At 61.8% G+C, this 20,106-nt stretch carries 15 protein-coding genes and 1 pseudogene; 6 read left to right on the forward strand and 10 right to left on the reverse strand.

Annotated features, from left to right (window positions below; all coding sequences use genetic code 11):
- Positions 1-118: 118 nt before the first annotated feature.
- The 3 genes from HJB91_RS08925 to HJB91_RS08935 all read right to left on the reverse strand — a co-directional run bounded on the left by HJB91_RS08925 (position 119) and on the right by HJB91_RS08935 (position 4,432).
- Entirely contained in the window at positions 119-2,650 is a 2,532-nt protein-coding gene (locus HJB91_RS08925) for a HAMP domain-containing methyl-accepting chemotaxis protein (protein WP_221154438.1), read from the reverse strand.
- 311 nt (positions 2,651-2,961) lie between these two features.
- Entirely contained in the window at positions 2,962-3,105 is a 144-nt protein-coding gene (locus tag HJB91_RS08930) for a hypothetical protein (protein WP_210629163.1), read from the reverse strand.
- Positions 3,106-3,250: 145 nt separating this feature from the next.
- Positions 3,251-4,432, reverse strand: coding sequence for an NAD(P)/FAD-dependent oxidoreductase (locus HJB91_RS08935; protein WP_210629164.1), 1,182 nt, complete (start codon positions 4,430-4,432; stop codon positions 3,251-3,253).
- A 125-nt stretch (positions 4,433-4,557) separates the two neighbouring features.
- Between HJB91_RS08935 and HJB91_RS08940 the strand changes: the two genes are divergently transcribed.
- The 5 genes from HJB91_RS08940 to edd all read left to right on the forward strand — a co-directional run bounded on the left by HJB91_RS08940 (position 4,558) and on the right by edd (position 11,514).
- On the forward strand, positions 4,558-5,994 hold the full coding sequence (locus HJB91_RS08940; RefSeq protein WP_210629165.1) for a glutamine synthetase family protein: 1,437 nt from the start codon (positions 4,558-4,560) through the stop codon (positions 5,992-5,994).
- A 7-nt stretch (positions 5,995-6,001) separates the two neighbouring features.
- Positions 6,002-7,297 carry an FAD-binding oxidoreductase gene (locus tag HJB91_RS08945; RefSeq protein WP_221146744.1) on the forward strand — a complete coding sequence of 432 codons (1,296 nt, stop codon included), beginning with the start codon at positions 6,002-6,004 and terminating at the stop codon, positions 7,295-7,297.
- 133 nt (positions 7,298-7,430) lie between these two features.
- Positions 7,431-8,906 carry a glucose-6-phosphate dehydrogenase gene (zwf, locus tag HJB91_RS08950; protein WP_210629167.1) on the forward strand — a complete coding sequence of 492 codons (1,476 nt, stop codon included), beginning with the start codon at positions 7,431-7,433 and terminating at the stop codon, positions 8,904-8,906.
- Between the two features lie 10 nt (positions 8,907-8,916).
- Positions 8,917-9,615, forward strand: coding sequence for a 6-phosphogluconolactonase (gene pgl / locus HJB91_RS08955; RefSeq protein WP_221146745.1), 699 nt, complete (start codon positions 8,917-8,919; stop codon positions 9,613-9,615).
- A gap of 78 nt (positions 9,616-9,693) precedes the next feature.
- Positions 9,694-11,514: a phosphogluconate dehydratase gene (edd, locus tag HJB91_RS08960; protein WP_210629169.1), complete on the forward strand. Its 1,821-nt coding sequence runs from the start codon at positions 9,694-9,696 to the stop codon at positions 11,512-11,514.
- Between the two features lie 83 nt (positions 11,515-11,597).
- Here the strand turns inward: edd and HJB91_RS08965 are convergent, their stop codons facing one another.
- The 6 genes from HJB91_RS08965 to HJB91_RS08990 all read right to left on the reverse strand — a co-directional run bounded on the left by HJB91_RS08965 (position 11,598) and on the right by HJB91_RS08990 (position 18,649).
- Complete coding sequence (locus HJB91_RS08965) at positions 11,598-11,951, reverse strand: hypothetical protein (RefSeq protein ID WP_009996042.1); 354 nt, start codon at positions 11,949-11,951, stop codon at positions 11,598-11,600.
- Positions 11,952-12,127: 176 nt separating this feature from the next.
- Complete coding sequence (locus tag HJB91_RS08970) at positions 12,128-13,216, reverse strand: ABC transporter ATP-binding protein (RefSeq protein ID WP_210629170.1); 1,089 nt, start codon at positions 13,214-13,216, stop codon at positions 12,128-12,130.
- 21 nt (positions 13,217-13,237) lie between these two features.
- On the reverse strand, positions 13,238-14,890 hold the full coding sequence (locus HJB91_RS08975; protein WP_221154441.1) for an alpha-glucosidase: 1,653 nt from the start codon (positions 14,888-14,890) through the stop codon (positions 13,238-13,240).
- 33 nt (positions 14,891-14,923) lie between these two features.
- Positions 14,924-16,087 (reverse strand): carbohydrate ABC transporter permease, encoded by a 1,164-nt coding sequence (locus HJB91_RS08980; protein ID WP_210629172.1) that lies wholly within the window; start codon positions 16,085-16,087, stop codon positions 14,924-14,926.
- 1 nt (position 16,088) lies between these two features.
- Positions 16,089-17,102, reverse strand: a complete 1,014-nt coding sequence (locus tag HJB91_RS08985) for a carbohydrate ABC transporter permease (RefSeq protein ID WP_210629173.1) — start codon at positions 17,100-17,102, stop codon at positions 16,089-16,091.
- A gap of 185 nt (positions 17,103-17,287) precedes the next feature.
- On the reverse strand, positions 17,288-18,649 hold the full coding sequence (locus HJB91_RS08990; RefSeq protein ID WP_210629174.1) for an ABC transporter substrate-binding protein: 1,362 nt from the start codon (positions 18,647-18,649) through the stop codon (positions 17,288-17,290).
- A gap of 291 nt (positions 18,650-18,940) precedes the next feature.
- Here HJB91_RS08990 and HJB91_RS08995 point away from each other — a divergent pair, with 291 nt between their 5' ends.
- Complete coding sequence (locus tag HJB91_RS08995; RefSeq protein WP_221146748.1) at positions 18,941-19,969, forward strand: substrate-binding domain-containing protein; 1,029 nt, start codon at positions 18,941-18,943, stop codon at positions 19,967-19,969.
- Here the strand turns inward: HJB91_RS08995 and HJB91_RS09000 are convergent.
- A pseudogene (locus tag HJB91_RS09000) lies at positions 19,970-20,106 on the reverse strand (bifunctional methylenetetrahydrofolate dehydrogenase/methenyltetrahydrofolate cyclohydrolase); the annotation flags it as partial. It abuts the gene before it with no gap.

Here is a 20,106-nt window from a genome sequence, read left to right on the forward strand (position 1 = left end):
AGGAAAAGCGTTAAGGAAAATTTTCCGTAAATCAGGGCGGCAGTGAGCGCGATTCTGGAACAAAAGAAAACGGCCCCGGGAAGAGCCGGGGCCGTTTGGATGAGAAAAGGATCAGCGATCAGGCGGCGCGGTAGACCTGGGCCTCGGCCGCCTCGCCGTGGATCTTGAACTGCTGGATGAGGCGGCGCAGCGCATCGGCCTCGTCGGCGAGTTCGCGGCTGGCAGCGGTCGTCTCCTCGACCATGGCGGCGTTCTTCTGCGTCATCTGATCCATCTGGTTGACCGTCGAGTTGACGCTCTGCAGCGCGTTGGACTGATCGTGGCTGGCACGGGCGATCATCTCGACATGCTGGCTGATCGTGACGATCTGTGCGCTGATCTTCGCAAGCACGGTGCCGGTTTCCTGGACGAATTGCGAGCCGGAGCTGACCTCGCTGGTCGACTTGTTGATCAGCCCCTTGATCTCCTGCGCGGCAGCGGCGGAGCGCTGAGCGAGTTCGCGGACTTCCATGGCGACGACTGCAAAGCCCTTGCCGGCCTCCCCGGCGCGCGCTGCCTCGATGCCGGCGTTGAGCGCCAGCAAATTGGTCTGGAAGGCAATCTCGTCGATGACGCCGATGATCTGCTCGATCTGACGCGAGGCTTCCTCGATGCGGCCCATGGCGTCGATCGCATTGCTGACGACGACGGCGGAATCGTCGGCGCTGCGCTTGGCCTGGCGGACGATCTGGTCGGCATCCTTGGCGCGTTCGGCCGACGAGCGGACCGTGACGGTGATCTGATCGACGGCGGCGGCGGTCTCTTCGAGCGAGGCGGCCTGCTGTTCCGTGCGCTTGGAGAGATCCTCGGCCGAACGGGCCATCTGGTTGCCGTTGCCCTGGATCAATTCGACGTTGTCACGGATCTGGCTCATCGTCGCCTGCAGGCGCAGCATCGAGCCGTTGAAATCCTGGCGCAGCTGTTCGAGACGGCCGATGAAGGGTGTCGCGATCGTCGTCGAGATATCGCCCTGCGACATGCGCTCGAGGCCGGCGGCGAGTGCGTTGACCGCGAATTCGATCTGGCGATCCATCTCGCGCTTTTCGGCATCGTTGCGCTGGCGCTCGTGTTCGGCGGCAGCGCGCTCCTCGTCGCTCTGTTCTTCTATGCGGATCTTCGAGATGGCGTTTTCTTTGAAGATGCCGAGTGCCCGGGCCATGTCGCCGATTTCGTCGTGGCGCTGCTCGCCCGATATGCTGGTATCCAGCGCGCCTTCGGCGATGCGGCGCATGGCGCCGGTGATCTGGCTGATCGGACGCTGCAGCGTCAGCACCAGAGCGATGCCGCCGAGGATCGACAGGAGGATGCCGAGGCCGGTGGTCATGACGGAGATGCTGTTTGCCTGGGTGCGCTCGGTGCCGGCCGTCTGCTTCTGCAGTTCGGCGAAATCGGTGAGCTTCTTCCAGATGCCGTCGAGTTCCTGGCGGGCCGCTGCATAGGCCGTGACGCGCTCGCCGATCGTATCGACGATCTTCGAGCCGCCGCCGGAAATGGCGTCGAGCGCCGGCTTGATCGCCTCCGATATGCCTTCGGCAAAACCCATGCCCTTGGCGCTTGTTGTTAGCACTTCCATGTCCTTGCCGAGCGTGCCGGTCTGCTGTTGCAGACGGACGAGATTTTCCTTGCTTGAATTGGCGAGGAAATCGGAAAGGACGATCTGCAGCGCGTAGACGGAGTTTTCGAGACGCCGCGTATCCTGAAGGACGGAATTGGTCTGGGCGATGCGGCCTTCCAGTTCGGCGAAACGCTGCGTCGCCTCACGCATCTTCTGCGTCGCGGTGAGCTGCGTATAGGTCGAGGTCTGGCGGAAGCGGGACACGAGACGACCGAGCTCGGTGATGTTTTCCTCCGTCGGGCTGGGCATCTCGGCGATCTGCTTGATGCTGTCGATGGTCGCAGCCAGCGAATCGATGACATTCTTCTGGTTGGTGGGGACCGAGATTGCGATCAGCCGCTGGGACTTCATGATCTCCGGCAGCTGTTCCTTGATGTAGGCGATCTTTTCCTCAGGCGTCTGCGGCTTGCTGTAACCGCTGGCGACGCTGCCAAGGAAATCGCCGCCCTTCAGCAGGCGGTCGGCCGTGCGCAGCGTGATCGTGGCGGCGCCCTCGTCGCGCTGAAGCGCGGTCTGCAGTTCATCGGCCTGATAGGAGACCGTGAAGCGGGTGCTGATCAGGCTCTTCTGCGCCGCGTCGATCTGCTCGTGCAGCTTCTGCTCCTGCTCGTGCAGGCCCCAGAGCTTGTCGACGACGCCGGAAATATCCTTGGTGCGGCGCGATGCCTCGGCAAGGCTGTCGCGGCCGGCGGCCTCTTCTCCGACCTGATCCAGCGTCTGGTCGAGCACGCCCTGCTGGGTCTTCAGATCCGACAGCAGCTTGTCGCGCGCCTCGGGGCTGGTGACGCGCAGGAAATCGTCCATCGAACCGTAGAGATCCTTGAATCCGCTCAGCGACTGCAGCACGCTGTTGGATATTTCCATGCGGCCCTGGAGAAGCCCGGATGCGTAAAGGCCGGTCAAGCCCACCGCCGAAATGGTGACGACAAAGGGCAGAACGAAGATCAGAACCTTGGTCTTGATCCTGAAGCGGGAAAGAATCTTGTCAATCAACATGGCGTTCCGAGCCTTTCATACACTACTCCTCCCGCGGGCAGCCATAAGGCGCGCCAGCCGAGTGCACATCGAACTATTCTCTTTCCATCGGGGAACCTGGAGGCCAGGCGGCAGTCATTGCCGGTTCATGTCCAAGCAGAGTTGGAAACGCCCAAATAATCGCGGGCAATAGTGTCAGATTAGATATTAATTTTCAGATAAGCGGTCATGGTGACTTAAGCCAAGGCGGTGAAATAATTGCAGATTATGCGCCACGCAGCCGCAGTGTTGCGAACGGGGGCCGCAAGTTTGCTTGTCGACGCTCGGCAAGATCAGATGAGGTGAGCGAGCAGCAGCGCCAAGCTGGCGGCGGTCGCGCCGGCTGCGAGCATCAGGTATCGCAGGGTGGCGATGCGGGCGTCGGGTTTTGCCTGGGCGATTGCGATGGCGCGGGCGCGTCGTGCGTTTCTGTTCATGCTCGAAACCTCACTTTTGTGACACAACAGTCCAACAAAAAGGCCTGCCGGTAAAGCTTAATTTGGGAAAAGCTTTCAGAGCCGGCAATTGAGACAGGATGGCGCACCTCTCTTAAGAAGTCTTGAATCGTTACACCGGATATTTCTATGCGCATTCGCCGGCGGCAAAGCCGGAAGCCCAAGCCCATTGGAAATTATAGCCGCCGAGCCAGCCGGTGACGTCGACACATTCCCCGACGAAATAAAGGCCTGGAACGGTCTTTGCTTCCATGCTGCGGGAATCGAGCGCCGCCGTGTCGATGCCGCCGAGCGTCACTTCGGCGGTGCGGTAGCCTTCAGAGCCGGACGGTTTGATGATCCAGTTCTGGGCGCTGGCGGCCAGCCGCTGCAGCGCCTTGTCGGGCAGATCGGCCATATTGCCGGCGATCTTTTCCCGCTCGACGAGAAACTGGGCCAGCCGCTTCGGCAGGATATCGCCGAGAGCTGTCTGGGCCGACTGGCGGCCTTTCAACTGCTTTGCCGTCTTCAGCTGCGCTGATATGTCGACATCCGGCTCGACCGCGACAACGATTTCATCGCCCTCCCGCCAGTAGGACGAGATCTGCAGGATGGCGGGACCGCTTAAGCCCCGATGGGTAAACAGCAGCGCTTCGCGAAAAGCGGTGCGGCCATGGCGGATTTCGGCAGGTGCGGAAATGCCGGCAAGCGGCGCTAAGCTTGCAAGCAGGCCGGGATCGAGCGTCAGCGGCACGAGACCCGGGCGGGTTTCGAGCACGGCCAGGCCGAACTGCTCGGCAAGGCGATAGGCAAAGCCGGTGGCGCCCATCTTCGGGATCGATTTGCCGCCGGTCGCAACGATGAGAGAGGATGCCTCGAAGACGCTTTCGCCCGTGGAGACGCGGAAGCCAGCCTCACTTCTCTCGACACCTGATATTTCGGTGCCGAGATGCAGGCCCGCGCCGGCCGCGCGCATCTCGTCCAGCAGCATGCGGATGATGTCCTTGGCGCTGTCGTCGCAGAACAATTGGCCGAGCGTCTTTTCGTGCCAGGCAATGCCGTGTCGGTCGACCATGGCGATGAAATCGGCGGGCGTGAAACGGGCAAGCGCCGACTTGCAGAAATGCGGATTGGCGGACAGGAAATTCTTCGGCTCGGCATGGATATTGGTGAAATTGCAGCGACCGCCGCCCGATATGCGGATCTTCTCGCCAGGCACCTTCGCATGGTCGATGACGACGACCGAGCGGCCGCGTTTACCCGCGCGAATGGCCGCCATCATGCCGGCGGCTCCGGCGCCGATGATGATGACGTCGCTTTTGTGCTGCAAACCCTTTTCCCCAATCCAACCGGCGTCTTCTTTTCCATCAAAGGGCGAAAGTCAACGTTCTCAACCCCTCGCCAATTGGCAAACTCCGGCTATGATGGCGCCACGATCAACCAAACCGGTGTGTCATGTCCCCAAAAAAGACGACGCTGAAGCCTGCCAGAAACGTACCCGCCTCGACGAAAACACCTCCGGACCCCGGATCCCTGCGCGGCGTTGCGAACTGGAAGGAAGCGGCGCAGTGGCTGAGGGCCAGGGGCATCGAAGACATCGAATGCATCACGCCGGACCTTGCCGGCGTGCCGCGCGGCAAGATGATGCCGAGTTCCAAATTTACCTCCAACACCTCGCTGGCGCTGCCTTCGGCGATCTACCGGCATACGATTTCCGGCGAGTATCCGGAGGAGACGGAGAGCTTCCGATACGAGCCGCGCGACAGCGACCTGAAGCTGATGCCCGACCTTTCGACGCTTTCGGTCGTGCCCTGGGAGACCGACCCGACGGCCCAGGTGATCTGCGACATCGTCGATTCGGACGGCGGGGAAGTGCCCTATACGCCGCGCAACGTCTTGAAGCGGATCATGAGCCTCTATCACGACCGCGGCTGGAAGCCGATCGTGGCGCCGGAGATCGAGTTCTATCTGGTCGCCAAGAATGACGACCCCGACTATCCGCTGCATCCGCCGAAAGGCCGCTCCGGCCGCTCGATCCTCGGCGGCCAGGGCTATTCGATCGCCGGCATCAACGAGTTCGACGAACTGATCGACGATATCTACCACTTCTCCGAAAAGCAGGGGCTGGAGATCGATACGCTGATCCACGAGGAGGGACCGGCGCAGCTCGAGATCAACCTGCGCCATGGCAATCCGATCGAGCTTGCCGACCAGGTGTTCCTGTTCAAGCGCACGATCCGCGAGGCGGCGCTGAAGCACGACATCTACGCGACCTTCATGGCCAAGCCGATGCAGGGGCAGCCGGGCTCAGCGATGCATATCCACCAATCGGTGGTCAATATCGAGACGGGTAGGAACGTCTTCTCTAATCCGGACGGATCGGCCTCGAAGGAATTTTTCCATTTCATCGGCGGCATGCAGAAATTCGTGCCGAGCGCGATGGCGATGCTGGCCCCCTATGTGAATTCCTACCGCCGCCTGCAGCCCGACATGTCCTGCCCGGTCAACAATGCCTGGGGCTACGACAACCGGACGACCGCCTTCCGCGTTCCGGTTTCCGATCCGCAGGCGCGGCGGGTGGAAAACCGGCTGCCGAGTTCGGACGCCAATCCCTATCTGGCGCTCGCAGCCTCGCTCGCCGCCGGCCTGCTCGGCATCATGAGGCAGATCGAGCCGACGGCGCCGACCGAGGATTCGGCCAATGAAGGCTCGATCGACCTGCCGCGCGGTCTGCTGGAAGCCGTGGCGCTGATGGAGGACGAGCTCGCCTTCGAAGAGGTGTTCGGCAAGCAGTTCATCGGCCTTTACGCCGGCGTCAAGCGCGGCGAGTTCGAGACCTTCATGCAGGTGATCAGTCCCTGGGAGCGGGAGTTTCTTCTGCTCAACGTGTGAGGATATCATGGCGTCGCAGGAGATGTGGCAAAGCCCGATTGCGCCCGGGCTATCCTGGTACCAGGCAAACGTCGGGGAGCGACCGACCTACGCCGCTCTCGACGGCTCGAGGACATGCGACGTCGCCATTGTCGGCGGCGGCTATACCGGCCTGCAGGCCGCCTACAACCTCGCCAAGTCGGGCGTTTCGGTGGTGCTGGTCGAGGCATGGCGCTTCGGCGACGGAGCCTCCGGGCGCAATGGCGGCCAGCTCGGCACCGGCCAGCGGTGGTGGCCGGAAGAGCTTGAGGAAAAGATCGGCTACGAACGCTCGAAGGCGCTGTTCGATGTCGCCGAGGCGGCCAAGCGCCATCTTCTCGATTTCGCCAGGGAACATCAGATCGAGATCGATTACGTGCCTGGCCAGCTCAACGTCGCGCACAAGGCAAGCTACGAACGCGACTATCGTGAGAATGCGGAAATCGCCGCTGAGCGTTACGGCTATCCGCATTTGCGCTTCATGGACCGGAAGGAAACGCAGGAGCGGCTCGGCTCAAACCGTTTCCACTGCGGCGTGCGTGATGTCGGCACCGGCCATATTCATCCGCTGAAGCTGCTCATCGGGCTGGCGCGGGTGGCCTCCAATGCCGGCGCTGATATCTTCGAGATGACCCCTGCAAAGGCGATCCGCCAAACCGGCGGCAAGGTGATGATCGAAACCGAAAGGGGAACGATCACCGCCGACCGGGCGCTGATCGCCTGCAACGGTCATATCGGCAATCTGGAGCCGGTGACGGCAAGTCATGTCATGCCAATCCGCTCCTTTATCGGCGCCACCGTTCCGCTTGAGGCCTATCCCGATGTGCTGCCGGGAGGCGAAGCTGTCGCCGATTCGCGCTTCGTCGTTCGCTATTTCCGCAAAGTCGAAGGCCGCCTGCTGTTCGGTGGCCGCGAGGCCTATACGGCGGACAATCCCCGGGACATATCGCGGCACATCCGACGGCAGATCGGCGAGGTCTATCCTGGCTTGAAGGATATCCAGATCACCCATGCCTGGGGCGGCAGCGTCGGAATCACCATGCCGCGCCAGCTTTTCGTGCGCGATGTGATGCCCGGCGTCACCTCGATCGGTGGTTACTCCGGCCATGGCGTCATGCTGTCAAACTACTGTGGCAGGCTCTATGCGGAAACGGTGCTTGGCAAATCCGGCGATCTCGACCTGTTCAGATCGCTCGATATTCCTGCCTTTCCCGGCGGAGCCCGGATGCGGGCGCCGCTGCTTTTCCTCGCCTTGTCGTGGTTTGCGCTTCGCGACAAGTTTTAGTCCGATTGCGGATTTCCTCTTCCGGCAATTCGCTCTAAAACCGGAGCCCGACAGATTCATTGCACTGCACACTGGCTTTTTTAAATCGATTAGATTAAAAGGGCCGCAACCAGCCTGATTGAGAGACAAGCTCATGAGCAGCCAGATCATTCCCGTTGAGCCCTTTGATTGCGTCGTCTTCGGCGGCAGCGGCGACCTTGCCGAGCGGAAGCTTTTGCCCGCGCTCTACCATCGCCAGATCGAGGGCCAGTTCAAGGAGCCGACGCGTATCATCGGCGCCTCGCGCAGCCCGCTTTCGCATGAGGAATATCGCAAGTTCGCCAGGGACGCGCTGAAGGAACACCTGAAGAAAGGTGAATACGACGAAGACGAGGTCGAGAAGTTCTGTGCCCGCCTCTATTATGTTTCAGTCGACGCCCGCACGGACACCGGCTGGGATGAGCTGAAAAAGCTGCTCGACGAAAGCAAGGATCGGGTGCGCGGCTTCTATCTGGCGGTTGCACCTGGCATCTTCGGCGACATTTCGCAAAAGATCCATGATCACAAGCTGATCACCAAGTCGACCCGCATCGTCGTCGAAAAACCGATCGGCCGCGACCTCGCCTCGGCGCTGCAGCTCAACGACACGATCGGCCGCGTCTTCAAGGAAGAGCAGATCTTCCGCATCGACCACTATCTCGGCAAGGAGACGGTGCAGAACCTGATGGCGCTGCGTTTTGCCAACGCGCTCTATGAGCCGCTGTGGAACGCCAACTACATCGATCATGTGCAGATCACCGTGGCGGAATCGGTCGGCCTCGAAGGCCGCGCCGGCTATTACGATACCGCCGGTGCGCTGCGCGACATGGTGCAGAACCACATCCTGCAGCTGCTCTGCCTGACCGCGATGGAAGTGCCCTCGTCGATGGATTCGGAAGCCGTTCGCGACGAGAAGCTGAAGGTGCTGCGCGCCCTGAAGCCGCTCGACGCTTCCAATGTCGAGCAGGCGACGGTTCGCGGCCAGTACCGGGCCGGTGCATCGAGCAGCGGCCCGGTCAAGGGTTATCTCGAAGAGCTCGAAGGCGGCGTCTCCAACACCGAGACCTTCGTCGCCATCAAGGCGGAGATCAACAACTGGCGCTGGGCGGGTGTGCCCTTCTACATCAGAACCGGCAAGCGCCTTACCGGGCGCATGTCGGAAATCGTCATCACCTTCAAGCCGATCCCGCATGCGATCTTCGACCAGGCGGCCGGGCGCATTGTCGCCAACCAGCTGATCATTCGCCTGCAGCCGGATGAGGGGGTCAAGCAGTCGCTGATGATCAAAGATCCGGGTCCGGGCGGCATGCGCCTGCGCAGCGTATCGCTCGACATGAGCTTCGCCCAGGCCTTCAATGTCCGCAATCCCGACGCCTACGAGCGCCTGCTGATGGACGTGATCCGCTCCAACCAGACATTGTTCATGCGCCGCGACGAAGTCGAGGCCGCATGGAGGTGGGTGGATCCGATCCTCAAGGGTTGGGAAACGACCGGCCAGCAGGTGCAGGGCTATACGGCCGGCACCTGGGGCCCGAGCCAGGCCATCGCGCTGATCGAGCGCGACGGCCGCACCTGGCATGACGACATATAGGACGACACCGATGGCATCGAACCCGCATTCCTTCGCCAGTGCTGCCGACCTCGCCGACAGCCTCGCCGACACGGTCGCCGACAGGCTTTCGGCGGCAATCGCCGCCCGCGGTGCGGCGTCCATCGCCGTTTCCGGCGGTTCGACGCCGAAGGCCTTCTTCCAGGCGCTTTCGACACGCGACATCGCCTGGGACAAAGTGACGATCACGCTGGTGGACGAACGTTTCGTGCCGGCCGACAATGCCCGCTCGAACCACCTGCTGGTCGATGCCAACCTTCTTCAGAACAAGGCAAAAGCGGCGCGTTTCGTGCCGCTTTACCAGCCGGCATCCTCCGTCGAGGAGGCCGCACGGCTTGCGACGGAAAAAAGCGACGAAATCGGAATACCCTTCGACGTCGTCATCCTCGGCATGGGCGGCGACGGCCACACGGCTTCGTTCTTCCCCGGCGGCAGCAATCTTGCCCGGGCGCTCGACGCGTCGACGCCGCGCGGCGTCATCACCATGGAAGCGGAAGGAGCCGGCGAGCCGCGCCTGACCTTCACCTTCTCCAGTCTTCAGGATGCCGCACTCCTGGTGCTCCATATTGAGGGCGAAGGCAAAAAAGACGTTCTCGCAAAGGCGGAAGGCAGCGGTGACGAGGCAGAAATGCCGATCCGCGCCGTTCTGCGCCGGGCCACTTCCCCGGTCGAGATCTACTGGGCTCCCTGATCGGCCCCAGACCGGATCCGGATTTCAGGCCGGAGCCGCCGAAAGAGATAGAGACAACGAACAAGGCAGGGATTTTCCATGTCCGCTCATGCACGCATTTCTGCGATCACCGATCGCATCGTCGAACGCTCGAAGCCGACCCGCGAGCGCTACCTGGAACGCCTGCGCGCCGCCGCTTCCAAGGGTGTGCAGCGCTCGGTGCTCGGCTGCGCCAACCTCGCGCACGGCTTCGCGGTCTGTTCCCCCGCCGAAAAGGATGCGCTCGCCGGCGACCGCATACCCAATCTCGGCATCATCACCGCCTATAACGACATGCTCTCGGCCCACCAGCCGTTCGAGACCTATCCGGCGATCATCCGTGAGGCGGCCGCCGAGGCAGGCGGTGTCGCTCAGGTGGCCGGCGGCGTGCCCGCAATGTGCGACGGCGTCACCCAGGGACAGCCGGGCATGGAGCTCTCGCTCTTCTCGCGTGACCTGATCGCCATGGCCGCGGGCGTCGGCCTGTCGCACAATATGTTCGATGCCGCCCTCTTCCTCGGCGTCTGCGACAAGATCGTGCCGGGCCTCGTCATCGCCGCACTATCCTTCGGCCACTTGCCGTCGATCTTCGTTCCCGCCGGTCCGATGACCACAGGCCTGCCGAACGACGAGAAGTCGCGCGTGCGGCAGCTCTTTGCCGAGGGCAAGGTCGGGCGCGCCGAGCTTCTGGAGGCGGAATCGAAATCCTATCATGGTCCCGGCACCTGCACCTTCTACGGCACCGCCAACTCCAACCAAATGCTGATGGAGATCATGGGATTCCACATGCCGGGCTCCTCCTTCATCAACCCCGGCACGCCGCTGCGGGAAGCGCTGACGCGCGAAGCCGCCAAGCGGGCGCTGGCGATCACCGCACTCGGCAACGAATTCACGCCAGCCGGCGAGATGATCGACGAGCGCTCGATCGTCAACGGCGTCGTCGGCCTGCATGCGACCGGCGGCTCGACCAACCACACGCTGCACCTCGTCGCCATGGCGCGGGCAGCCGGCATCCAGCTCACCTGGCAGGACATTGCCGAGCTTTCGGAAATCGTGCCGCTGCTTGCCCGCGTCTATCCGAACGGGCTTGCCGACGTGAACCATTTCCAGGCGGCCGGCGGCATGGGTTTCCTCATCAAGGAACTCCTCAAGCACGGGCTGGTGCATGACGACGTGCGCACCGTCTTCGGCCAAGGCCTCGAGGCCTATACGGTCGATGCCCGGCTCGGCGAGAACCGCACCGTGTTGCGCGAACCGTCGCCGGAGAAGAGCCACGATCCGAAGGTGCTTTCCAGCATCGAGACGCCGTTCCAGGCCAATGGCGGGCTGAAGATGCTGCGTGGCAATCTCGGCAAGGCGGTCATCAAGATCTCCGCCGTCAAGCCGGAGCGCCACGTCATCGAGGCGCCGGCGATTGTCTTCCACAGCCAGCAGGAACTGCAGGACGCTTTCAAGGAAGGCAAGCTCAACCGCGATTTCATCGCGGTCGTACGCTTCCAGGGGCCGAAGGCGAACGGTATGCCGGAACTGCACAAGCTGACGCCGCCGCTCGGCGTGCTGCAGGACCGCGGCTTCCGCGTGGCGCTGCTCACCGACGGGCGCATGTCGGGCGCATCCGGCAAGGTGCCGGCAGCAATCCACGTCACGCCGGAAGCGGTCGATGGCGGCCCAATCGCCCGCATCCGGGACGGCGACATCATTCGCCTCGACGCGATCAAGGGCACGCTCGAAGTGCTGGTCGATGCAGCCGACATGGCCGAGCGCGAGCCGGTGAGCATCGATCTCTCCGACAATGAATTCGGCATGGGCCGTGAACTCTTCGCCCCCTTCCGCCGCGCCGTCGGCGCATCCGATCAGGGCGCCAGCGTGCTCTTCCACTGAGCGCAATCAGTTTAAACAAGAAAAACCCGCGGGGCGCCTGAAGCGTCCCGCGGGTTTTTCTATGAGCGGTCCGAGACTATCCGTCAGGCGCGGATATCGAGGACGTAGTCCTTGTGCGCGGGGTGCGTGCTGTAGACGAAGATCTTGTTCAGCTCCTTCTGCGTCAGCAGCCGCAGGAAGCGAACCTCGATCGTATTGTTGGCGTTGACCTTCATCAGCAGACATCCGACCTTGGTGATGCGGGCATCCGGAATATCCAGATAGAACTGCTTCGGCAGGTTGAACTGGGTCAGGATGGCCAATGTTGCGCTGCTCATCGAGATGCGGACAATGTCGCAGCGGCGCGAAGCCGCGTGCATGACGCCCTTTTCCGTATATTCGATGCGCGCGGCGTTCATCGTATCCTCCATTTTGAACCGCGCCTCGCGGTCATACATGAAGGACTCTTCCTTGCTCAGGAAATGAGATCTTGGCTGTGACGGATTGGAAGCGGCCACCTGCTTGTCCCCCTCATAAAGTGATGAGGAAAAGGTAGCAGCCGATCTTTAACAGAAAGTGAGAATTCGGCTGCCTCGATATAATTCCCGGGATTACCACCCCAAAAATGGCCGCCTCATTTCCGGTATGTATGGCCGCTCGCGTCAAAGAGATGCAGCCTCTGCCGATCGGCGGCAAAGCGCATCTTCTGGCCCTTATGGACATCGTAAATGCCCGGCAGCTTGACGACGATCGGCTCGCCGGGCACCAGGCCCTCAATATAGAGCAGCGTCACTTCGCCGAGCGCTTCGACGATCGACACTTCGCCCTCGAAAAGATAGTCGGCGCCGTCGGCGATCCTCAGATCTTCGGGGCGGACTCCGAAGCTCGCCTGCTTGCCCTTCTCGGAGGCATCGGTCGCCACATCCAATGTCACCGACATGCCGCCGGTCAGCGTCACGGTCGTCTGGCTGCCGGTCCCGGCGATCGTCGCCGGAATGATGTTCATGGCGGGCGAGCCGATGAATTTCGCGACGAAGAGGTTGGCGGGGCGCTCGTAGAGCTCCAGCGGCGCACCGACCTGCTCGATATTGCCGGCCGACAGGACGACGATGCGGTCGGCGAGCGTCATCGCCTCGACCTGGTCGTGGGTGACGTAGATCATCGTCGTATCGGCCATCTGCTCATTGAGACGGGCAATTTCGATACGCGTGGCGACGCGCAGCGCGGCATCGAGGTTGGACAGCGGCTCGTCGAACAGGAAGACCTTGGGATCGCGGCAGATGGCGCGACCGATCGCCACGCGCTGGCGCTGGCCGCCGGAGAGCGCCTTCGGCAGCCGGTCGAGATATTTGGTCAGCTGCAGACTCTCGGCCGCCGCGCGGACGCGGCGGTCGATCTCCTGCTTGTTTTCGCCGGCGATCTTCATGCCGAAGGCCATGTTGTCGTAGACGGTCATGTGGGGGTAGAGCGCGTATGACTGGAAGACCATGGCGATGCCGCGCTTCGAGGGCGGCACGTCATTGACGAGCTGGCCGTCGATATACATCTCGCCGCCGGTAATCGCCTCGAGACCGGCGATCATGCGCAGAAGCGTGGACTTGCCGCAGCCGGACGGACCGACGAAGACGATGAATTCGCCCTGCTTGATATCGAGGTCGATACCATGGAGAACATCCACGGAACCGTAGGATTTGCGAATGTCCTTCAGTGTCAGTCCAGTCATTTCTCACTCCCCTCCTGATCCTTAGGCGAGACGGGCGAAATACGCCCCCCAGGCCGGAATATCGATCTTGTCGCCATAGTTGTTGCTGGTAAAGCCATGGCCCGTCAATGCCTGCCATTTTCCCGCAGGCAGAGTGACGCCGGTCTCGGCCGGGCTCATGTTGAAGATGCAGAGCAGCTTCTCATCGGCGTGTTCGCGGGTGAAGACCAGGCTATCGCCCTGCGCCTCCTCGAATTCGATCTCACCCTTGGCAAAGGCCGGGTGCAGCTTGCGGAAGGCAATGAAGCGGCGATAGTGCTCCAGCACCGAAGTCTCGTCGCCCTGCTGGACGTTGACGGCGCGCAGAATGTGCTCGACCGGAACCGGAAGCCAGGGCTTGACGGTTGAAAAACCGCCCTGGGCGACGTGGCTGTCCCAGACCATCGGCGTACGGCAGCCGTCGCGGCCCTTGAATTCCGGCCAGAACTGAATGCCATAGGGATCCTGCAGATCCTGATAGGCGAGATCGGCCTCGGTCAGGGCCAGTTCCTCGCCCTGGTAGAGGCAGACGGAGCCGCGCAACGTCAAGAGCAGCGAAGCATAGAGCTTGGCAAAGGCGTCGTGATCGGCGACCAGCCCGCCCCAGCGGCTGACGTGACGCATGACGTCGTGATTGGAGAAAGCCCAGCAGGCCCAGCCATCGGGCGCGGCAGCCTCGAAATCCTCCATCACCTCCTCGACGCGCTCCGGCGTCAGCGGATCGGGGGCAAGGAATTCGAAGGCATAACACATATGCATCTTGTCATTGCCGGAGGTATATTCGCCGACGATTTCGAGGCCGCGCTGGCTGTCGCCCACCTCGCCGACGGCGGCGATTGCCGGAAACTCCTCGAGGACGGCGCGGAAGCGCTTCAGGAAGGCAAGGTTCTCCGGCCGGTTCTTGTCGTAGATATGCTCCTGGAAATTGTAGGGATTGACCGCCGGCGCCGTCGAGGCGTTGCGCCGCTCAGGGGCAAGCGCCGGATTGTCGCGCAGGAGCGGATCGTGGAAATAGAAATTGATGGTGTCGAGGCGGAAGCCGTCGACGCCGCGATTGAGCCAGAAGCGCACGACATCGAGCAGGCGGTCCTGCACTTCCGGATTATGCAGGTTCATATCCGGCTGCGAGGTCAGGAAATTGTGCAGGTAATACTGCATGCGCGTCGGATCCCACGCCCATGCGGAGCCGCCGAAGATCGACAGCCAGTTGTTCGGCGGCGAACCATCGGGTTTGGCATCGGCCCAGACATACCAGTCAGCCTTGGCATTGGTCTTGCTGGAACGGCTCTGCACGAACCAGGGGTGCTGGTCCGAGCTGTGGGAGATGACGAGGTCGATCATCACACGGATGCCGAGACGATGGGCCTCAGCGATCATCGTGTCGAAATCCACCAGCGTGCCGAAAATCGAATCGACGTTCTCGTAATCGGAAACGTCGTAACCGAAATCGCGCATCGGTGAGGTGAAGAAGGGCGAGATCCAGATCGCATCGACGCCGAGGCTTGCCACATGCGGCAGGCGGGCGGTGATGCCCTTCAGGTCGCCGATGCCGTCGCCGTTCGAGTCCTGGTAGGAGCGCGGATAGATCTGATAGATCACCGCGCCGCGCCACCAGTCCTTGTCGGGAGTCAAGATCGATTGAGGAGCCACGTTCATGGAATATCCTGTCTGAAGTCAGTTTGGAAATGGTCAGCCGCCCTTGACCGAACCCGCCAGCAGACCACGCACCAGATAACGCTGCAGTCCGAAGAAGACCAGCAGCGGCACGACGATAGTGACGAAGGCCGACGCCGTCAAAATCTCCCAATTGCCGCCGCGCGAGCCGAGCAGCGCGTTCAGCCTGCCGGTCAGCACGAGGTGATCCTGGTCAGTGCCGAGGAAGACCATGGCGACGAGCAGGTCATTCCATACCCACAGGAACTGGAAGATGGCGAAGGAGGCGAGTGCCGGGAAAGACAGGGGCAAAACGATACGAACGAAGATCTCGAAGTCGCTTGCGCCGTCGACGCGGGCGGATTCGATGATCTCCTTCGGCAGGCCGGCGATATAGGCCCGCAGGAGAAAGATGGCGAGCGGCATGCCGAAGGCGGTGTGCGCGAACCAGATGCCAGGATAGGTCTTCGACGGCTGGCCAAGCATATTGCCGATCTCGTTGTAGAGACGCAGCAGCGGAATCAGCGACATCTGCAGCGGCACGACGATGAGGCCGACCACAAGCGCAATCAGCAGCGCGCGCCCGGGAAACTCCATCCAGCTCAATGCATAGGCGGCAAAAGCGGCAATCAGGATCGGGATGATCGTTGCCGGGATCGTCACCGTCAGCGAATTGATGAAGGACTGACCGATGCCTTCGCCGGTCAGAACCGTCTTGTAGTTCTGCAGCGTGAACTCCGGCGGCGCGGAGACGGACACGTAGATGCGCCGCGGCCGCTCGTCGGGCGAAAAGGCCGTGTTCTTCATGTAGCGATAGCTGCCGTCGCTGTTGATCTGCAGGCTCTCGCCATCGCCGAGATCGGCGGTCTCGCCGGCTTCAAAAGCGGCCGGTTGCTGCACGCGGTTGCCGAAGGATTTTACCGAGCGGCCGGTCTGCCCTTCCAGCACATTGCCTGAAATGACGTAATCGGCGCCTTCCTGCTTTTGCTGATCGGGCGTGCCCAGGCGGACGGCGACAGTCTGCGTCGAGCCGACGAAGGACGTCCACCAGCCGGAGACGACGATCTGGTCCTTGTCGCGCAAGGCGCTGACGAAGATGCCGAGCGTCGGGATCAGCCAGATGATGACGATCAGCAGAACGGCAAGGTGAACGAAGAGACGGGCGGGGCCGATCTTGAAGTAGCTTCCGACAGCGGTCATCTCAATGGCCCTTCAGTTCGCGGTTGGCGCGGCGCACGTTCCAGACCATGATCGGCGTGACGGCAAGCATGATGATGATGGCGATGACCGCACTTCGGCCGGAATCGCCGCCACCGCGGAACATCCAGTCGAACATCAGGTTCGCCAGCACCATGGTCTGCCACTGGCCGTTGGTCATGGTCAGCACGATGTCGAAAACCTTGAGGACGAGGATGGTGATCGTCGTCCAGACGACGGCGATGGTGCCCCAGACCTGCGGCACCATGATGCGCCAGAAGATCTGCCAGCCATTGGCGCCGTCGATGACGGCGGCTTCGATCGTCTCCTCGGGAATGCCGCGCAGCGCTGCCGAGAGGATGACCATGGCGAAACCAGTCTGGATCCAGATGAGGATGACCATCAGGAAGAAATTGTTCCAGAAGGGAACCGAGATCCAGACTTCGGGCGTGCCGCCGAACAGCTGGACGATGGCGTTCAAGAGGCCGATCTGGACGTCGTTGCCGCCGCGATATTCATAGATGAATTTCCAGATGACCGAGGCGCCGACGAAGGAGATCGCCATCGGCATGAAGACGATGCTCTTGGCGATATTGCCCCACCAGATGCGGTCGGTCATCACCGCGATCACCAGGCCGAAGAAGGTGCAGGCGGCCGGCACGACGGCGAGCCAGAGGATGTTGTTGAAGATCGACTGGCGGAATTCGCGGTCACCGATCGCCCATTTGTAATTGGCCACGCCGACGAATTGCTGGCCGGTGCGGTCATAGAAGGAGAGAATGAAGGTCGCGACGACCGGGTAGACGAGATAGACGAAAAGCAGGAAGAGCGCCGGGCCGAGAAACAGCCATGGCCGGATGAGCGCACGGCGGTTGAGGTTGCGCGAGGCGGCGCGGATGTCGCCGTCCTTCACCGGCAGAGCGAAATCGAGGATCTTATTCGAAAAATAGAAATAGGCCGAGCACGCGACAACGGCGGCGACCACGACGCCCAAAGCGGACACTATCTGCAACAGCATTACGTCCCTCCCCTGCTTCCCCTGATCTTATTCCGACCGGCTTTCATTCTGACGGGTCAAGGCCGGCCACCGTCAATATGTTTGCATTGCCCAATCACAATATATCCCATTGGCCCGGCTCTTTGCGAACCCGGCCAGTCATGGAGCGTATGCCGCCGGCAAACCGGCGGCATCGTTTTGAAAGATTATTTGATGCCGTCCCAGGCGCTCTGGATTTCGCCGGCGGCCTCCTCGGCGGACTTGCCGCCGACGAAATCAACCATGCCCGTCCAGAAGGCGCCGGCGCCGATCTTCCCCGGCATCAGGTCGGAACCGTCAAAGCGGAAGGTGGTGGCGGACGTCAGGATCTCGCCTTCCTTCTTCATTTGCGGATTGGCATAGGCATCGGTGCTGACGCCCTTATAGGGCGTCAGGAAGCTCGACTGCGCCATCCAGACTTCATGCGCGATCGGGGTCTTCAGGAAGTCGATGAAGGCGCGGGCCGTCTTCGAGTCCTTGGTGATCGAGACGAGCGTGCCGGCGCCGAGCACCGGCTTGCCGAGTTCGGGATGCGAAGCATAGGTCGGCATATAGAAGAAGTCGGCATCCTGTCCGAGCTTCGTGCCTTCAGGGAAGAAGGACGGTATGAACGAGGCCTGATGGTGCAGGTAGCACTTCGGCGGAACGGTGAAGAGGCCCTTCGGGCTGTCGCGGAAATCGGTCGATGCCACGGCCGCGACGCCACCGTTTACATATTTCTCGTTCTTGGCGAACTTGCCGAATTCTTCGATCGCGGCAACGACGGCCGGATCGGTGAACTTCAGCTCGTTCGTCGTCCATTTGTCATAGGCTTCCGGCGACTGCATGCGCAGCATGATGTCCTCGACCCAGTCGGTCGCCGGCCAGCCGGTGGCGCCACCGGAACCGAGACCGATGCACCAGGGAACGCCGCCATCCTTGACGATCTGGTCGGTCAGAGCATGGAGCTCTTCCATGGTCGTCGGGATCTTGTAGCCGGCTTCCTCGAAATTCTCCGGAACGTACCACACCAGCGACTTGACGTCGGCCTTATAGGGGAAGGCGTAGAAAGCTTCCTTGCCGTCCTTGCCCTTGTAGGTGCCGTAACCGACCCAGCTGTCGCCGGCGCCGTAATTGTCCTTGATCCACTTGGAATTGTCGTCGCCGAGCGGCGTCAGGAAGCCCTTGCCGGCGAGGTCGGCCAGAAGGCCCGGCTGCGGCAGAACGGCGATATTCGGCGGCGAGCCGGCCTGCGTGTCGATGACGATCTGCTGTTCGTAGTTTTCGGAAGAGGAATATTTGACGTCGATTCCGGTCGCTTCGGTAAAATAGGCGAGAACGCTGCGGAAGAACGCCTCGTCCTCACCGCGCCACGGGCCGAAGATCGTCAGCGGCTGCCCCTTCAGATCGGCATGAGCGGCCTTGAATTCGTCATAGCTCTTCCAGTTGAACTTGGCATCCTGTCCCGGGGCAAATTTCAGGTCGGCCGCGGACGCAGCACCGGCAAAAAGCGCCGCCACGGCAACGCCCATCAAAAATGACTTTTTCATGTGATCAACCTCCCATCACAAAACCGCGCCAAACTTCTTCATCGGAAATTTTCAAAGCGCTTTGGCACCCCAACTCATTCCACTTTCGGTGGAGCGAAGTCAAGTCATTTCGCTAAAAGTCGCGGCAGACATGCGGAATAGCGCCGTCTCACCAGTGTCTATTGGGCAATATGGAGCGATTTTTCTTGAGTCAAGCGCGCCAAATGAATACATAATTGAAAGCGCTTTGGCTGTCGCTGGGAGGCGGCTTGCCCGTCGAGGCGCCAAGCGGGCCGGGAGGAAGCATAGCAGGTGAATCTCAAACAGCTATCGGAATTGCTGGGGCTTTCGCAGACGACAGTGAGCCGAGCGCTCAACGGTTATCCCGAGGTCAACGAGGCGACCCGAGAGCGCGTGCTCCAAGCCGTGAAGGAAACCGGGTACCGGCCGAACAAGGCTGCGCAGCGGCTTGCGACCGGCAAGGCAGGTTCGATCGGCCTCGTCATGCCGACGGCGCCCGGCCACCAGTCCGACGTGCATTTCGGCGAATTCCTGGCTGGACTCGGCGAGGAGGCCGTGCGCCACGATTTCCATTTCGTCATCATGCCGTCCGATCCGGACGACGAGGTGGCGGCGCTCCGGCGGCTTGCGATCAGCGGTAATGTCGACGCGCTGTTCATCGCCTATATGCGCGCTCACGACCCGCGGCTCGCCATGCTGAAATCGCTCTCCATGCCCTATGTCGTCCACGGTCGCTCCTTCGGCGCGGAGCCGGATTATCCCTATCTCGACATCGACAATGAAGGGGCCTTCTACGACGCGACGCGGCTCTTGCTGCAGCTCGGCCACACGCGTTTTGCCTTGATGAATGGGCCGATACATCTCGATTTCGCGATCCGCAGAAGGAACGGCGTCATCTCAGCCCTTGCCGAACGCGGCCTCACGCTGGAGGAGGATTGCATGAGCCACGCACTGATGACGGACGAACTGGGCCTGCTGGCGATGGAACGGTTCCTGCAACTGCCGGAACGGCCGACGGCGATCCTCTGCTCCAGCACGGTGATGGCGCTCGGGGCGATCCGCGCGGTGAACCAGGCCGGATTGCGGCTCGGCGAGGACATTTCGCTGATCGCCCATGACGACGTGCTGCCGCTCTTGAAGCCGGAAAACTTCTCGGTGCCGCTGACGACGACACGCTCCTCGCTGCGGGCCGCAGGCGTTCGCATCGCCCAGCGGCTGATCGGCACGGTGAAAGAGGCCGGCCCCTTCCCCGAACAGGAGCTCTGGAAAACCGAGTTGATCGTCAGGGCCTCGACGGGCCCAGCCCCGCAGCAACCATAATCAGAACTGCGGCGGCGTCTGCCCGGCGGTGCGATGGGCGGCGATGACCGTATTGGCCATCAGCATGGCGATGGTCATCGGGCCGACGCCGCCCGGAACCGGCGTGATGGTGCCGGCGACCTCGGAGACCTCGCGGA

The sequence above is a fragment of the Rhizobium sp. NLR10b genome (assembly GCF_019685435.1).
Classification (GTDB): Bacteria; Pseudomonadota; Alphaproteobacteria; order Rhizobiales; family Rhizobiaceae; genus Rhizobium.

What these genes read in the sequence shown, in the direction of transcription:
- HJB91_RS08925 (WP_221154438.1), bottom strand. Translation starts at nt 2,650, where the DNA reads ATGTTGATTGACAAGATTCTTTCCCGCTTCAGGATCAAGACCAAGGTT.
- HJB91_RS08930 (WP_210629163.1), bottom strand. Translation starts at nt 3,105, where the DNA reads ATGAACAGAAACGCACGACGCGCCCGCGCCATCGCAATCGCCCAGGCA.
- HJB91_RS08940 (WP_210629165.1), top strand. Translation starts at nt 4,558, where the DNA reads ATGTCCCCAAAAAAGACGACGCTGAAGCCTGCCAGAAACGTACCCGCC.
- HJB91_RS08945 (WP_221146744.1), top strand. Translation starts at nt 6,002, where the DNA reads ATGGCGTCGCAGGAGATGTGGCAAAGCCCGATTGCGCCCGGGCTATCC.
- zwf (WP_210629167.1), top strand. Translation starts at nt 7,431, where the DNA reads ATGAGCAGCCAGATCATTCCCGTTGAGCCCTTTGATTGCGTCGTCTTC.
- pgl (WP_221146745.1), top strand. Translation starts at nt 8,917, where the DNA reads ATGGCATCGAACCCGCATTCCTTCGCCAGTGCTGCCGACCTCGCCGAC.
- edd (WP_210629169.1), top strand. Translation starts at nt 9,694, where the DNA reads ATGTCCGCTCATGCACGCATTTCTGCGATCACCGATCGCATCGTCGAA.
- HJB91_RS08965 (WP_009996042.1), bottom strand. Translation starts at nt 11,951, where the DNA reads ATGTATGACCGCGAGGCGCGGTTCAAAATGGAGGATACGATGAACGCC.
- HJB91_RS08970 (WP_210629170.1), bottom strand. Translation starts at nt 13,216, where the DNA reads ATGACTGGACTGACACTGAAGGACATTCGCAAATCCTACGGTTCCGTG.
- HJB91_RS08975 (WP_221154441.1), bottom strand. Translation starts at nt 14,890, where the DNA reads ATGAACGTGGCTCCTCAATCGATCTTGACTCCCGACAAGGACTGGTGG.
- HJB91_RS08980 (WP_210629172.1), bottom strand. Translation starts at nt 16,087, where the DNA reads ATGACCGCTGTCGGAAGCTACTTCAAGATCGGCCCCGCCCGTCTCTTC.
- HJB91_RS08985 (WP_210629173.1), bottom strand. Translation starts at nt 17,102, where the DNA reads ATGCTGTTGCAGATAGTGTCCGCTTTGGGCGTCGTGGTCGCCGCCGTT.
- HJB91_RS08990 (WP_210629174.1), bottom strand. Translation starts at nt 18,649, where the DNA reads ATGAAAAAGTCATTTTTGATGGGCGTTGCCGTGGCGGCGCTTTTTGCC.